This window comes from Pseudomonas sp. P105 (genome assembly GCF_032614175.1).
In the GTDB taxonomy this organism is placed as follows: domain Bacteria; phylum Pseudomonadota; class Gammaproteobacteria; order Pseudomonadales; family Pseudomonadaceae; genus Aquipseudomonas; species Aquipseudomonas rhizophila.
In genome coordinates this window covers 5,569,900-5,582,533 of record NZ_CP126693.1, presented here as the reverse complement: position 1 = coordinate 5,582,533, position 12,634 = coordinate 5,569,900, and the positions used below count along the sequence as shown (strand labels likewise).

Sequence of the window (12,634 nt, the reverse complement as noted above, 5' to 3'; positions counted from 1 at the left end):
CTCCATTGTGGGAGCGAGCCTGCTCGCAATAAAGCCTGTGAAGCTTACACAAATACCGGATCTGCACTTTACGGATGACGGTTGCGCACTAAACCCGCAAAATGCAACGATTCCGACAACGCCTGCGGGCGTTGTCGACCCAATTCTTTTGCCAACAGACCGGGCCTGCTGACTTTATGCGAATGCGCCTTATGTTACTGGGCGGCGGAAATGCCCTTGGGCAGGCGCTGATTCGCCTCGGTGCGGAAGAAGACATCGGTTTTCTTGCCCCCCGCCCCCCCGAAGACGGCTGGGATGCCGCGAGCCTGACGCAGCTGCTGGACGACACTCGACCGGACGCCTTGATCAACCTGGCGTACTACTTCGACTGGTTCCAGGCTGAGACCGTCAGCGAGCAGCGCCTGGCCAGCCAGGAGCGCGCTGTCGAGCGGCTGGCCGAGCTGTGCCAGCATCACAACATCATTTTGCTGCAACCGTCGAGCTATCGCGTGTTTGATGGATCCCGCGCTACGGCGTACAGCGAAAAGGACGAACCTGTGCCTTTGGGTCTGCGCGGGCAGGCGTTGTGGCGGATCGAGCAGAGCGTGCGCGCCACCTGTCCGCAACATGTGCTGTTGCGTTTCGGCTGGCTGCTGGACGACAGCGCCGACGGCATCCTGGGACGTTTCCTGGCCCGGGCCGAACAACCCGAAGACCTGCTGTTGGCCGACGACCGTCGGGGCAATCCGACGCCAGTGGACGACGCGGCGCGGGTGATCATCTCGGTGCTCAAGCAACTCGATTGCGCCGCGCCGTTGTGGGGCACCTACCACTATGCCGGGCATGAGGCGACCACGCCGCTGGCGTTGGGGCAAGCGATCCTCACCGAAGCCCGGGCCCTGCATCCCCTGGCAATCGAATCGCCTACCCCCCAGGCACACGCCGCACGGCCGGACGCCGCGGAAGAACCGCAGCATGCGGTGCTGGCCTGCAAGAAAATTCTGCACACGTTCGGGATCAAGCCCCGCGCCTGGCGCGCTGCACTCCCGGGCTTACTGGATAGGTTTTATCGTCATGGCTAAAGGTCCTGTTTTAATCACCGGCGGCGCTGGTTTCATTGGTTCGCACCTGACCGACGCCTTGCTCGCCAAGGGTCATTCGGTACGCATCCTCGATGACTTGTCCACCGGCAAGCGCAGTAACCTGCCGCTGGACAACCCTCTGGTTGAACTGATCGAAGGCGACGTGGCCAATGCGGCGCTGGTAGCCCGGGCCGTGGCCGGTTGCAGCGCCGTGGCGCACCTGGCAGCAGTGGCTTCGGTGCAGGCCTCGGTGGACGACCCGGTGCGCACCCACCAGAGCAATTTCATCGGCACCCTCAATGTCTGCGAAGCCATGCGCCAGGCCGGGGTGAAGCGGGTGCTGTTCGCCTCCAGCGCAGCGGTCTATGGCAACAACGGCGAAGGTGAGTCCATCGACGAGGAAACGCCCAAGGCCCCGCTCACGCCATATGCTTCGGACAAGCTGGCCAGCGAGTTCTACCTGGACTTCTACCGCCGCCAGCACGCACTGGAGCCGGCGGTGTTCCGCTTCTTCAACATCTACGGCCCGCGTCAGGATCCGTCCTCGCCTTATTCCGGGGTCATCAGCATCTTCAGCGAACGGGCACAGAAAAGCCTGCCGATCACGGTGTTCGGCGACGGCGAGCAGACCCGGGATTTTGTCTACGTCGAAGACCTGGTGGACGTGTTGGTGCAGGCCATTGAAACACCTGAGGTGCAAGTGGGCGCCGTGAACGTCGGCTGGAACCAGGCCACGACCCTCAAACAATTGCTCCAGGCCCTGGCCGTGGTGGTGGGCGATCTGCCGCCGATCAGCTACGGCCCGGCTCGCTCCGGCGACATCCGCCATTCCCGGGCTGACAATCGCCGGCTGTTGGAGCGCTTCAGCTTTCCACCACAAACGCCGATGAGCGTGGGGCTGGCGCGGCTGCTGGAACGCTGAATCCTACGCCACCAAAAACTGTGGGAGCGAGCCTGCTCGCGATAGCGGTTTGTCAGCTGGCATCAATGCCGGCTGATCCAACGCAATCGCGAGCAGGCTCGCTCCCACAGGTTTTTTCTTACTCTCAAGAATGATTTAGAACTTGTAACCCAACCCCACCATGTAGATCCAAGGGTCCACATCGACATTCACCTTGGCCCGGGTTCCGCTGGCCACGGCGTTGTTGTCCACATAGGCGGTGGTGTCGATGTCGATGTAGCGAATCTGGCCGTTGACCATGATGTTGTCGGTCAGCATGTAGTCGGCGCCCACTTGCCACGCCATGCCCCAACTGTTGCTCGCCCGGAAGTTGCTGAAGCCGTTGGCGCTGGCTTCGCTGCCGACGTGTTCATCGTAGATCCAGGTGTAGTTGATGCCGGCGCCGACGTAAGGCTGGAAGGCCGACGTGGCGTCGAGCGGGTAGTAGACCAGGCTCAGGGTTGGCGGCAGGTGCTTGAGGGTACCGAGCTTGTTGTTGGCCGCACCCAGGGCGGTGCCTTTGATCTTCACATCGTGCTCGAACGGCGATGCGGCCAGCAGTTCGATGCCCAGGTTGTTGGTGATCATGTAGGCGAAGTTCAGGCCTAGCTGTGTGTCGCTGCTCATGGTTGCCTTGCCGCCCAGGTCGGCGCCGGCCAGCGGGCCACGATCGACCTTGACGCTGGAACTGTCGGCTTCCGGGTTGACGGTGATGGCGCCGGCGCGAACGATGATGTCGCCAGCGGTATGAGCCTGGGCGAGCGGGGAGGCGAGCGCGAGGGCCACGAGGGAAGCGCTGAGCAGAGACTTTTGCATGGGGGCTCCAGAGGGCATCTAAAATTGATGTCTCATGGTACGCAGCGCTCTAGGGCGGTCTTTTGACTCAGCTCAATGAGTCTGGGTCTATTAATTGACTCAGCTCAATAAAATGATGATGAGGAAATCTTGAGGGCCCCATCGCGAGCAGGCTCGCTCCCACATTGGACCGGATTCCTTCTGAAGCAACTCGGTCAACTGTGGGAGCGAGCCTGCTCGCGATAGCTATTCCATTGCCAACACATCACCACCAGATTCACTCCGGCAGTTCATACACATAAATCTTCTCAGCCGCCATCTGATACCCGGCATCGGCCAGTTCACTGGTGGACGGCTTGACCTGCATCGGCCCTTCGACCCAGTACGGCTGGTACAACTCGTCGAGCTTGACCCCGATTTCACTTTTCACATGCACGATCTGATTCGACGGCGGTGGCGGTACGTGGATGCAAGCGCCGAAATACGGCACCAGCAAAAAGTCCGTGGTGCGGCCTTCTTCGCTGACTTCCAGCGGCACGATGTAACCCGGCAAACGAATCTGCTGGCCGTCGAGTTCCTTGACCACCGGCGCGTTGGGCAGATCCTGCTTGGCCGCCGGGGCCGCTTCGGCGGCCAGGGCATCGCTCATCTGCGACAGGTCGTGCAGCGGCGTCATGTTCGGCACTTCCGGCGGTGCGTCCGGCGGGATCATTTCCTGCCACGCCAAGTCCCTCGGTTCGGCCGCCCACAGCGGTAGGGCGACCGTCATCAACAGCGCAAGCAAAGCGCGGGGCATCTTCAACGTCCTCATAAACGGATCGACAGGCCATCGGCCAACGATTGGCGATAGGCGCGCCAGGCCGGCACGCTGCCCATCAGTAGAGCGGCGACCAGAATGCCAGCCATCAGCGTCCATTCATATTCGCTCGGCCAGGCCAAGGGCAGATACAACCCATAGGCCGACTGCACATAACCCTGCGCGGCGGCGATGCCGATGTACAGCAGGGCCAGCCCGGCGGCGACCCCGGCCAGCGCCAGGGCGAAGGCTTCGAGCACCAGCAGGGTCGCGATGTGCCACGGCCGCGCGCCCACCGAGCGCAGGATCGCCATCTCCCGCCGCCGCTCGTTGAGGCTGGTGAGAATCGCCGTGAGCATGCCGATCAGACCGGTCAGCACCACGAACAGCGAAATCACGAACAAGGCTTTTTCCGCCGTGCCCATCAGGCTCCATAACTCCTGCAACGCCACGCCGGGCAGGATCGCCAGCAACGGCTCGCCGCGGAACTCGTTGATCTCGCGCTGCAGGGCGAAGGTGGAAATCTTGCTGTTGAGGCCAAGCATGAACGCGGTGATCGCCTTGGGCGTCAGGTCCATGTTGCGGGCCTGGTCGGCGCTGATGCGGCCCTTGCCCTGGGCCGGCACACCGTTTTTCCAGTCGATGTGGATCGCTTCCATGCCGCCGAGGCTGATGTGCAGCGTGCGGTCCACCGGGGTGCCGGTGCGCTTGAGAATACCGACCACGGTGAAGGGCTTGTCATCGTGCTTGACCAGGCTGACCACCGCCACGCCGTGGGCCAGCACCAGTTTGTCGCCCAGCGTGTAATGCAGCGCCTCGGCCACTTCGGCGCCGAGCACCACTTCGAATGGATCGGTGGCGAAGGCGCGGCCCTCGGCCAGCGCCAGGTGTTGCCGGCGACCGTATTGGTAATGCTCGAAGTAGGCCTCGGTCGTGCCCATCACCCGGTAGCCGCGATGGGAATCGCCCAGGGACATGGGGATCGCCCACTTCACTTTCGGGTTGCTGGCGAACTGCTCGAAGCTGTCCCAGCGGATGTTGTTGGTGGCGTTGCCGATGCGAAACACCGAATACAGCAGCAGGTTCACCGAACCCGAGCGGGCACCGACGATCAGGTCGGTGCCACTGATGGTGCTGGCGAAACTGGCCCGCGCCTCGGTGCGTACCCGCTCTACCGCCAGCAGCAGGCACACCGAAAGGGCAATGGCGAATGCGGTGAGGATCGCGGTGAAACGGCGGTTCGCCAGGCTGGCCATGGCAAGACGGAACAAATACATCTCAGACCTCGAGTGGCGTGGCGGCGCGATTGAGATCGGCCAGCGAGAGGTTGCGGTCGAACAGCGGCGCCAGGCTCTGGTCATGGCTGACGAACAGCAGGCTCGATCCGGCCTCGCGGCATTCAGCGAACAGCAGCCGCAGGAAGTTTTCCCGGGCGTCGTAGTCCAGTGCCGAGGTGGGTTCGTCGGCGATCACCAGTTCCGGCTGGCCGATCAATGCCCGGGCGGCTGCTACCCGTTGCTGCTGGCCGATGGACAGCGAGTCGGCGCGGCGCCCAAGCAGATTCGTGTCGGTCAGGCCCAAGTGCGCCAGTAGCGTGGCAGCGGCTTGATCGACGCTGCCGTGACGCTGGATCGCCCGTTGTGCACGCAGTTTCGAGAAGTGACAGGGCAGTTCAACGTTCTCGCGCACCGAGAGAAACGGCAGCAGGTTGAATTGCTGGAAGATGTAGCCGGTGTGGTCGACGCGAAAGCGGTCACGGGCCCCGGCGCCCAGTTCGGTGAGTTCCTGGCCGAGCAGGCGAATGCTGCCCCGGTCCGGTGTCTGCACACCGCCCAGCAGCCCCAGCAGCGTGGTCTTGCCGCTGCCGCTGGGACCTTTGAGAAACAGCGTCTCTCCCGCCTCCAGGCGAAACGCCGGGATATCCAGCAAGGGTGGATGTCCGGGCCAACTGAAGCCCAGGTCGGACAGTTCGATGAGTGCTTGAGTCATGTTTGCGGGTTCAAAAGATGAATACCTGTGGGAATACCGGTGGAAGCAAAGCTTGCTCGCGATGAGGCCGTCACATTCAACTTGGGTGTCGACAATCGAACCGCCATCGCGAGCAAGCTTTGCTCCCACCAGGCTCGCTCCCACATTGGTTTTGCGGTCAATCAGAATTTCAGGGTGGGTGCCTTGGCCGTCACTTCCACGCCTTGCTGGCCGCTCGGGCTGATCAGTTGTACCTGAATTTTCTGGGTGGCCGGGAAGGTTTTGAACAGGGTCGCCAGGTCCAGGTTTTTCAACGCGCCCGGGGTGGCGCAGGTGAACTGGTAGTGGGCATGGATTTCACTGTGTTCGCCGTGGTGTTCGTCGCCATGCTCATCTTCGTCGTGGTCATCGTGGTCCGGTTCATCGCCAAACAGCGGACTCTCCAGTTCCTGCTGAGCCACGGTGCATTTGGCGGCGGCGGGCAGGCTGAACAGCGCCAGCGGCTTGTCCAGTTGCGCACGCACGGCGGCGACCTTGGCCTTGTCGGCATCGCTGGTGGCGGCGTGTTCGAAGCCCACCAGGTTCATCGCCGGGCTTTCCAGCTCCAGTTCCAGGGTTTGGCCATCCAGGGCGGCATTCAGCCGGCCGACACCGTGTTCATGGGCGCCGAGGCTGCCGTGCTCGTGATCATGATCGTGGTCATGCTCGACCGCCGCATGGGCGACAGCCAAGGGCAGCAGGGCGAACGGCAGGGCGAGAAGCAGACGGCGCATGACGAGTCTCCAGATAAAATGAGTGTTCTGTTATGTAATCTTATAACGAAAGTGCGCAGAGTTTGACCGGCTGCTTGGCGTCGCGCAAGGCTCATGGGAGCATGGGCACATGAAATTTTCAGGAGCACGGTAATGTTGCGGATACGCGGAACCGTCGGTGATTGGCCGGTGGACTTGTCGATCGACATGGATGAGGGCGACTGGGCGCAGCTCGGCGCGCAGTTGCAAACGGTCAGGCCCGATAACACGGCGACGGCTGCGGCCAGGCCGGCCAACCAGGACGATGCCTTGTGGCAGATCGCCAGGGAATTGCTGCGCAAGGCCGGGCAACTGAGCGGTCCGGACCTGCTGGAACAGCTCGAAGGCCTGACCGGCAGCGCCCCGGCCGGCAAACGCCTGTTAGTGCGCTTGCGCCATAGTCCGGACGTGAAAGTCATCAGCGGCGGCGATACACCGCTCTACAGCTGGCACGCAGATTGAGCCGCAAGCCCCAAGCTGAAACGAATCGCCGCTTGCAGCTCGAAGCTTGCAGCTTGCAACGGCACCTCTAGTACAACGCCGCAAACAGCTTGCGGCGATAGGTCGTCACTAGCGGATGGTCGTTGCCCAGCAATTCGAAGACTTGCAGCAACGTCTTGTGGGGTAGGCCTTCGCTGTAGCTGCGGTTGCGGATGAACAGCTTGAGCAGCGCGTCGAGGGCCGGCTCGTACTGCTGGCGGGCCAATTGCTGGATTGCCAGTTGATACACCGCTTCGTCGTCCTGCGGATCTTTCGCCAGGCGGGCCTTGAGATCGGCGGCGTCCGGCAGATCCTTGGCCAGGCCGAGAAACTGGATCTGCGCCTTGGCCCCGGCCAGCGCGGCCTTGTGCTCGTCGCTTTTCACCGCGTCGAGCACGGTTTGTGCCTCAGTCAGCTCACCGCGCTCGGTCAGGCAGCGGGCATACAGGATCAGCGCCTTGGCGTTGGTATTGTCCTCCCCCAGCAGTGCAGTGAGCACGGCCTCGGCATCAGCGAAACGACCCTCGTCGAACAGCGCCTGGGCCTGTTCAAACGGGTCGGCGGCGGCCGGAGGCGGCATCTGTACATGGGGTTCGAGCATCGCCCGCACGGCGGACTCCGGCTGGGCCCCAGCGAAACCGTCGACGGGCTGGCCGTCCTTGAACAGCACCACGGTAGGCAAGCTGCGAATGCCGAAGCGGGCGACGATGTCCTGCTCGATGTCGCAGTTGACCTTGGCCAGCAGCAGTTCGCCTCGATAGCTCTCTGCAATGCCTTGCAGCATCGGCATCAACGCCTTGCACGGCGCGCACCACTCGGCCCAGAAATCCACCAGCACCGGTTTGTGAAAAGAGTTGGCGATCACCGACTGGTCGAAGTCGGCGGTGGTGGCGTCGAAGATGTACGGGGTGTCCTGGGTCATGGGGAATCTCGTAGAACGCTTGAATGGGGCAACTATACGGCTTGGTGGGGGGCGGCTGAAAGCGGGGGGCGGTGCCTTATCGCGAGCAGGCTCGCTCCCACATGGGATTTGTGATGAACACACATTTTGTATTCGACACAAAACCCTGTGGGAGCGAGCTTGCTCGCGATGCTCTTGAGGCTAACGCCGCGCGTGGTACAGGCTCACATGCCGAAACTCCTCGGGCTCGGCCAGATCCGGCAAGGTCATGGCTTCGAGCATTTCGATGCGCCGGTACAGCGGATGCTGGAAATCCCGCACCCGGGAGTCGGCCACCAGGGCCTCGCGGCCGCGACTGAGGAACTGGTCGAGCAACGGCAGGTTGGCGCGGTCGTAAAGCACATCTGCGACCAGGATCAGGTCGAAGCGATCGTCCTCGGCGAAAAAATCCTCCGAGTACCCAAGCGTTACGTCATTGAGCAGGGCATTGGCCTGGCACGCAGCAAGCGCCAGAGGATCCAGATCACAGGCCACCACCTCCAGCGCCCCGGCCTTGAGCGCGGCAATACCCGCCACGCCGGAACCGGCGCCGAAGTCCAGCACTCGCTTGCCTGCGACCCAATGCGGCTGTTCGACCAGATAGCGTGCCATGGCCAGGCCGCTGGCCCAGCAGAAGCTCCAGTAAGGTGGTTCGTGGAGAATGCGCCGGGTTTCTTCCGGGCTGAACGCGCGGTCCATGTTATCGCCGTCGATCAGCCACAATTTCAGCTCAGTCTCAGGCAGCGGGCAAGCCACTAGGCGCGCGTCTCCAAGCAACTGGCCCAACGCGTGCTGCAGGTCTTGCGGTGAATTCATGGCGCTTTGACAAATTGCAGCGCGCCCAGCGCCTGGGTGGTCGGCTGGCTGATGCGTTGCTCCGGCAGATGCAGGATCAACTGGCCCGACTGGCTGGCGCGGCCGCGCAGTTCCACGCGGGCGCCAACCGGGAAGGCTTCGGGGTTGAAGCGCAGGCGAAAGGGCAGGGCCTGGTTGTTGCCGATCAGGCTGGAGCTGGCGAGCAATTGTTGCGGACGATCCTTGTCATCGATCACCAGCAGCGCCAGTTCGACCTCGGCCCCGGCCGGTATCCCTTGCAGGGTGCCGCTCAACTCCCGCTGGTGCGCCGGTAGCGGCCCCAGTTCAGCGGCCTGGCGGGCTTTTTCCTGGGCCTGTTTCGGCGCAGGGGTCTTGGCCGGGGCGGGGGCATCGGGTTTGGGGGCGTCGCTGCTGCACGCCATCAGCAGGCTGAATAGACTGAGCAAAACGAGCGATCGTAGCGGCATGTGTGGCTCCAGCAAGGTAAATTCCAGGGGGCTGACGGTAACCCCGTCTGTATACCGTAAACCCTATGGCTTGTCTTGCCAGTGGGATGCGCTACCATGGCCCTCCCTTTTTTTGTTGCCTGCCACCATGCACTGTCCCTTCTGCGGTGCCAACGACACCAAGGTCATCGACTCGCGACTGGTCGCCGAGGGCGAACAGGTCCGCCGCCGGCGCGAATGCCTGGCCTGCGGCGAGCGTTTCACGACGTTCGAGACCGCTGAACTGGTGTTGCCGCGCCTGATCAAGACCGACGGCAGCCGTCAGCCGTTCGACGAAGACAAACTGCGCGCTGGCATGCAGCGCGCCCTGGAAAAACGCCCGGTGAGCGTCGAGCGCCTGGAAGCGGCGCTGGTGCACATCAAGCACAAGCTGCGGGCCACTGGCGAACGCGAGGTCAAATCCCTGGTGGTCGGTGAACTGGTGATGGCCGAGCTGCAGAAGCTCGATGAAGTCGCCTACATCCGTTTCGCCTCGGTCTATCGCCGTTTCCAGGACTTGAACGAATTTCGCGAAGAAATCGACCGCCTGGCCCGCGAACCGGTGAAAGAATGACCAGCCCGGCGCAGCAGGCGGTCCTCGACGCCCAACACATGGCCCGTGCCCTGGAATTGGCGCGGCGCGGTCACTACACCACGCATCCCAATCCCCGGGTAGGTTGCGTGATCGTGCGTGACGGTCAGGTTGTCGGCGAAGGCTGGCACATTCGCACCGGCGAACCCCATGCCGAAGTCCATGCCCTGCGCGCCGCCGGTGAACAGGCTCGGGGCGCCACGGCTTACGTGACCCTCGAACCCTGCAGCCATCACGGGCATACGCCGCCCTGTGCCGATGCGTTGGTCAATGCCGGCGTGGCGCGGGTGGTGGCGGCGATGCAGGACCCGAACCCGGAAGTCGCCGGGCGCGGCCTGCAGCGGCTGGCCCAGGCCGGTATCGCCACCGAAAGCGGCGTGCTGGAAGGCGAAGCCCGCAAGCTCAATGAAGGTTTTCTCAAGCGCATGGAACACGGCTTGCCGTTCGTGCGGGTCAAGCTCGCCATGAGCCTCGATGGCCGCACCGCCATGGAAAGCGGCGAAAGCCAGTGGATCACCGGCCCGGCTGCACGTTCGGCGGTGCAACGCCTGCGCGCCCAGGCCAGTGTGGTGCTGACCGGCGCCGATACGGTGCTGGCCGACAACGCCCGGCTGACCGTGCGCGCCGATGAACTGGGCCTGGATGCGCAGCAGACCGCGCTGATCATGAGTCGTCCGCCGTTGCGGGTACTGGTGGACGGTCGTCTGCGCGTGCCGCTGGACGCACCTTTCTTTAAGGCCGGCCCGGCGCTGGTCGCTACCTGCATGGCGGTGGAAGAACAATACGCCAATGGCCCAGAATGCATGATCGTGGCGGGCGACGATGGCCAGGTCGATCTGCGTCGCCTGCTGATGGAGCTGGCGGGCCGCGGCGTCAATGAAGTGCTGGTGGAAGCCGGCCCACGCCTGGCGGGGGCTTTTGCCCGGCAAGGATTGGTGGATGAGTTCCAGATTTTCATCGCCGGCAAGTTCCTCGGCTCTTCGGCACGACCGTTACTGGATTGGCCGCTGGCGCAGATGAAAGATGCCCCGGAGCTGAAAATCACCGAAATCCGTGCCGTGGGCGATGACTGGCGAGTCATCGCCGTTCCCGTTTCGCAGGCCCGCGTATAATTCCCGGCTTTCGCTCAAGCGGCGGCCCGTTCTCGAGGAGGACTCCATGTTTACCGGCATCATCGAATCCATCGGCAGCATCCGTGCACTGACCCCCAAGGGCGGCGACGTGCGGGTTCATGTCGAAACCGGCAAGCTCGACCTGAGCGACGTCAAACTGGGCGACAGCATCGCGGTAAACGGCGTGTGCCTGACCGCCGTCGAACTGCCGGGCAATGGTTTCCTGGCGGACGTCAGCCGCGAAACCCTCGACTGCACCGCCATGAACGATCTCAAGAGCGGCAGCCCGGTCAACCTGGAAAAAGCCCTGACCCCTACCACCCGCCTGGGCGGACATCTGGTCAGTGGCCATGTCGACGGCGTGGGTGAAGTGGTTGCGCGCAGCGATAACGCCCGGGCCGTGGAGTTTCGCATCCGCGCCCCGAAAGAGCTGGCCAAGTACATCGCCCATAAAGGCTCGATCACCGTCGATGGCACCAGCCTGACGGTCAATGCGGTGGATGGCGCCGAGTTCCTGCTGACCATCATTCCGCACACCTTGAGCGAAACCATCATGGCCTCGTATCGGCCCGGTCGCCGGGTCAACCTGGAGGTTGACCTGCTGGCCCGTTACCTGGAGCGCCTGCTGTTGGGTGACAAGGCAGCAACGCCTGCAGCCGGTAACATCACTGAAAGCTTTCTGGCCGCCAACGGCTACCTCAAATCCTGACCCAAGGGGGTGCCGCGTGGCGCTCAATAGCATCGAAGAACTGGTTGAAGACATCCGCCAAGGCAAGATGGTCATCCTCATGGATGACGAAGACCGCGAGAACGAAGGCGACCTGATCATGGCCGCCGAGTGCTGCAAGGCCGAACACATCAACTTCATGGCCAAGCACGCCCGTGGCCTGATCTGCATGCCCATGACCCGCGAGCGCTGCGAGCTCTTGAAGCTGCCATTGATGGCGCCGCGCAACGGTTCCGGCTTCGGCACCAAGTTCACCGTGTCCATCGAGGCCGCCGAGGGCGTGACCACCGGGATCTCCGCCGCTGACCGTGCCCGCACTGTGCAGGCTGCCGCCGCGAAAGACGCCAAGGCCGAAGACATTGTCAGCCCCGGCCACATCTTCCCGCTGATGGCCCAGGCCGGCGGCACCCTGGCCCGTGCCGGCCACACCGAAGCGGCGTGCGACTTGGCGCGCATGGCTGGTTTCGAAGCCAGCGGCGTGATCTGCGAAGTCATGAACGACGACGGCACCATGTCCCGTCGCGCGGAACTGGAAGCCTTTGCCGCCGAACACAACATCAAGATCGGCACCATCGCTGACCTGATCCACTACCGGATGATCCACGAACGTACCGTTCAGCGGATTGCCGAGCAGCCGCTGGACAGCGAACTGGGCCAGTTCAACCTGGTGACCTACCGCGACTCGGTGGAAGGTGACGTGCACATGGCGCTGACCCTGGGCACCGTGTGCGCCGAAGAACCGACCCTGGTGCGCGTGCATAACATGGACCCGCTGCGCGACCTGCTGATGGTCAAGCAGCCCGGCCGCTGGAGCCTGCGGGCCGCCATGGCCGCGGTGGCCGAGGCCGGCAGCGGCGTGGTCCTGCTGCTCGGACACCCGCTCGATGGCGACGTGTTGCTGGCGCACATCCGTGAAACCGGCGATAACACCATCGTGAAAAAACCGACCACCTACAGCATCGTCGGCGCCGGTTCGCAGATCCTGCGGGACCTGGGCGTACGAAAAATGCGCCTGATGAGCGCACCAATGAAATTTAATGCGATATCCGGTTTCGACCTGGAAGTTGTAGAATACGTGCCCTCCGAATAATGGCCCGGGATTTCCGGCTCAGTATTCGCGGCTAATATCAC

General features: G+C 63.1%; 15 protein-coding genes. 7 read left to right on the top strand and 8 right to left on the bottom strand.

What is annotated here, in order from left to right; all coding sequences use genetic code 11:
- The first annotated feature begins 176 nt into the window (after positions 1 to 176).
- Complete coding sequence (locus QOM08_RS25035) at positions 177 to 1,061, top strand: sugar nucleotide-binding protein (RefSeq protein ID WP_076386543.1); 885 nt, start codon at positions 177 to 179, stop codon at positions 1,059 to 1,061.
- Positions 1,054 to 1,983, top strand: coding sequence for an NAD-dependent epimerase/dehydratase family protein (locus tag QOM08_RS25030; protein ID WP_188251922.1), 930 nt, complete (start codon positions 1,054 to 1,056; stop codon positions 1,981 to 1,983). The genes QOM08_RS25035 and QOM08_RS25030 overlap by 8 nt, the downstream gene beginning before the upstream one ends.
- A gap of 135 nt (positions 1,984 to 2,118) precedes the next feature.
- Here the strand turns inward: QOM08_RS25030 and QOM08_RS25025 are convergent, their stop codons facing one another.
- The 5 genes from QOM08_RS25025 to QOM08_RS25005 all read right to left on the bottom strand — a co-directional run bounded on the left by QOM08_RS25025 (position 2,119) and on the right by QOM08_RS25005 (position 6,333).
- A complete protein-coding gene (locus QOM08_RS25025) occupies positions 2,119 to 2,817 on the bottom strand; it encodes an OmpW/AlkL family protein (RefSeq protein WP_107321784.1) in 699 nt (232 codons plus the stop codon).
- 256 nt (positions 2,818 to 3,073) lie between these two features.
- The gene (locus QOM08_RS25020) at positions 3,074 to 3,592 is read right to left on the bottom strand and encodes a DUF3299 domain-containing protein (protein ID WP_188251923.1); all 519 of its coding nucleotides are present in this window, start codon (positions 3,590 to 3,592) and stop codon (positions 3,074 to 3,076) included.
- 11 nt (positions 3,593 to 3,603) lie between these two features.
- Positions 3,604 to 4,869 carry an ABC transporter permease gene (locus QOM08_RS25015; RefSeq protein ID WP_047229753.1) on the bottom strand — a complete coding sequence of 422 codons (1,266 nt, stop codon included), beginning with the start codon at positions 4,867 to 4,869 and terminating at the stop codon, positions 3,604 to 3,606.
- Between the two features lies 1 nt (position 4,870).
- Positions 4,871 to 5,581 carry an ABC transporter ATP-binding protein gene (locus QOM08_RS25010; protein WP_076383452.1) on the bottom strand — a complete coding sequence of 237 codons (711 nt, stop codon included), beginning with the start codon at positions 5,579 to 5,581 and terminating at the stop codon, positions 4,871 to 4,873.
- A gap of 161 nt (positions 5,582 to 5,742) precedes the next feature.
- Positions 5,743 to 6,333, bottom strand: a complete 591-nt coding sequence (locus QOM08_RS25005; protein ID WP_047229751.1) for a DUF2796 domain-containing protein — start codon at positions 6,331 to 6,333, stop codon at positions 5,743 to 5,745.
- A 132-nt stretch (positions 6,334 to 6,465) separates the two neighbouring features.
- Here QOM08_RS25005 and QOM08_RS25000 point away from each other — a divergent pair, with 132 nt between their 5' ends.
- Positions 6,466 to 6,813: a hypothetical protein gene (locus tag QOM08_RS25000; RefSeq protein WP_047229750.1), complete on the top strand. Its 348-nt coding sequence runs from the start codon at positions 6,466 to 6,468 to the stop codon at positions 6,811 to 6,813.
- A gap of 67 nt (positions 6,814 to 6,880) precedes the next feature.
- Here QOM08_RS25000 and trxA read toward each other — a convergent pair whose 3' ends face one another.
- The 3 genes from trxA to QOM08_RS24985 form a co-directional block, all read right to left on the bottom strand.
- The gene (gene trxA / locus QOM08_RS24995; protein ID WP_047229749.1) at positions 6,881 to 7,753 is read right to left on the bottom strand and encodes a thioredoxin; all 873 of its coding nucleotides are present in this window, start codon (positions 7,751 to 7,753) and stop codon (positions 6,881 to 6,883) included.
- 180 nt (positions 7,754 to 7,933) lie between these two features.
- Positions 7,934 to 8,587, bottom strand: a complete 654-nt coding sequence (locus tag QOM08_RS24990; RefSeq protein WP_076383455.1) for a class I SAM-dependent methyltransferase — start codon at positions 8,585 to 8,587, stop codon at positions 7,934 to 7,936.
- Positions 8,584 to 9,054 carry a YbaY family lipoprotein gene (locus QOM08_RS24985; protein WP_047229747.1) on the bottom strand — a complete coding sequence of 157 codons (471 nt, stop codon included), beginning with the start codon at positions 9,052 to 9,054 and terminating at the stop codon, positions 8,584 to 8,586. Before QOM08_RS24985 ends, QOM08_RS24990 begins: the two co-directional genes overlap by 4 nt.
- Before the next feature lie 127 nt (positions 9,055 to 9,181).
- On the opposite strand from QOM08_RS24985, the gene nrdR reads away from it, so the two are divergent.
- Genes nrdR through ribBA form a run of 4 tightly spaced genes read left to right on the top strand, consistent with a single transcriptional unit; the run spans position 9,182 to position 12,593 of the window.
- Positions 9,182 to 9,646 (top strand): transcriptional regulator NrdR, encoded by a 465-nt coding sequence (gene nrdR / locus QOM08_RS24980; protein WP_024778359.1) that lies wholly within the window; start codon positions 9,182 to 9,184, stop codon positions 9,644 to 9,646.
- On the top strand, positions 9,643 to 10,776 hold the full coding sequence (gene ribD, locus QOM08_RS24975) for a bifunctional diaminohydroxyphosphoribosylaminopyrimidine deaminase/5-amino-6-(5-phosphoribosylamino)uracil reductase RibD (RefSeq protein WP_047229746.1): 1,134 nt from the start codon (positions 9,643 to 9,645) through the stop codon (positions 10,774 to 10,776). The genes nrdR and ribD overlap by 4 nt, the downstream gene beginning before the upstream one ends.
- Before the next feature lie 46 nt (positions 10,777 to 10,822).
- On the top strand, positions 10,823 to 11,485 hold the full coding sequence (locus QOM08_RS24970; protein ID WP_047229745.1) for a riboflavin synthase: 663 nt from the start codon (positions 10,823 to 10,825) through the stop codon (positions 11,483 to 11,485).
- 16 nt (positions 11,486 to 11,501) lie between these two features.
- Entirely contained in the window at positions 11,502 to 12,593 is a 1,092-nt protein-coding gene (gene ribBA, locus QOM08_RS24965) for a bifunctional 3,4-dihydroxy-2-butanone-4-phosphate synthase/GTP cyclohydrolase II (protein ID WP_076383459.1), read from the top strand.
- Positions 12,594 to 12,634 lie beyond the last annotated feature (41 nt).

Bases quoted from the DNA above. Each gene is read 5' to 3' on its own strand.
- QOM08_RS25030 (WP_188251922.1), top strand. From the start codon at position 1,054: ATGGCTAAAGGTCCTGTTTTAATCACCGGCGGCGCTGGTTTCATTGGT.
- ribD (WP_047229746.1), top strand. From the start codon at position 9,643: ATGACCAGCCCGGCGCAGCAGGCGGTCCTCGACGCCCAACACATGGCC.
- QOM08_RS25025 (WP_107321784.1), bottom strand. From the start codon at position 2,817: ATGCAAAAGTCTCTGCTCAGCGCTTCCCTCGTGGCCCTCGCGCTCGCC.
- nrdR (WP_024778359.1), top strand. From the start codon at position 9,182: ATGCACTGTCCCTTCTGCGGTGCCAACGACACCAAGGTCATCGACTCG.
- QOM08_RS25020 (WP_188251923.1), bottom strand. From the start codon at position 3,592: ATGCCCCGCGCTTTGCTTGCGCTGTTGATGACGGTCGCCCTACCGCTG.
- QOM08_RS25035 (WP_076386543.1), top strand. From the start codon at position 177: ATGCGAATGCGCCTTATGTTACTGGGCGGCGGAAATGCCCTTGGGCAG.
- QOM08_RS25010 (WP_076383452.1), bottom strand. From the start codon at position 5,581: ATGACTCAAGCACTCATCGAACTGTCCGACCTGGGCTTCAGTTGGCCC.
- QOM08_RS24970 (WP_047229745.1), top strand. From the start codon at position 10,823: ATGTTTACCGGCATCATCGAATCCATCGGCAGCATCCGTGCACTGACC.
- QOM08_RS24985 (WP_047229747.1), bottom strand. From the start codon at position 9,054: ATGCCGCTACGATCGCTCGTTTTGCTCAGTCTATTCAGCCTGCTGATG.
- QOM08_RS25005 (WP_047229751.1), bottom strand. From the start codon at position 6,333: ATGCGCCGTCTGCTTCTCGCCCTGCCGTTCGCCCTGCTGCCCTTGGCT.
- QOM08_RS24990 (WP_076383455.1), bottom strand. From the start codon at position 8,587: ATGAATTCACCGCAAGACCTGCAGCACGCGTTGGGCCAGTTGCTTGGA.
- QOM08_RS25000 (WP_047229750.1), top strand. From the start codon at position 6,466: ATGTTGCGGATACGCGGAACCGTCGGTGATTGGCCGGTGGACTTGTCG.
- trxA (WP_047229749.1), bottom strand. From the start codon at position 7,753: ATGACCCAGGACACCCCGTACATCTTCGACGCCACCACCGCCGACTTC.
- QOM08_RS25015 (WP_047229753.1), bottom strand. From the start codon at position 4,869: ATGTATTTGTTCCGTCTTGCCATGGCCAGCCTGGCGAACCGCCGTTTC.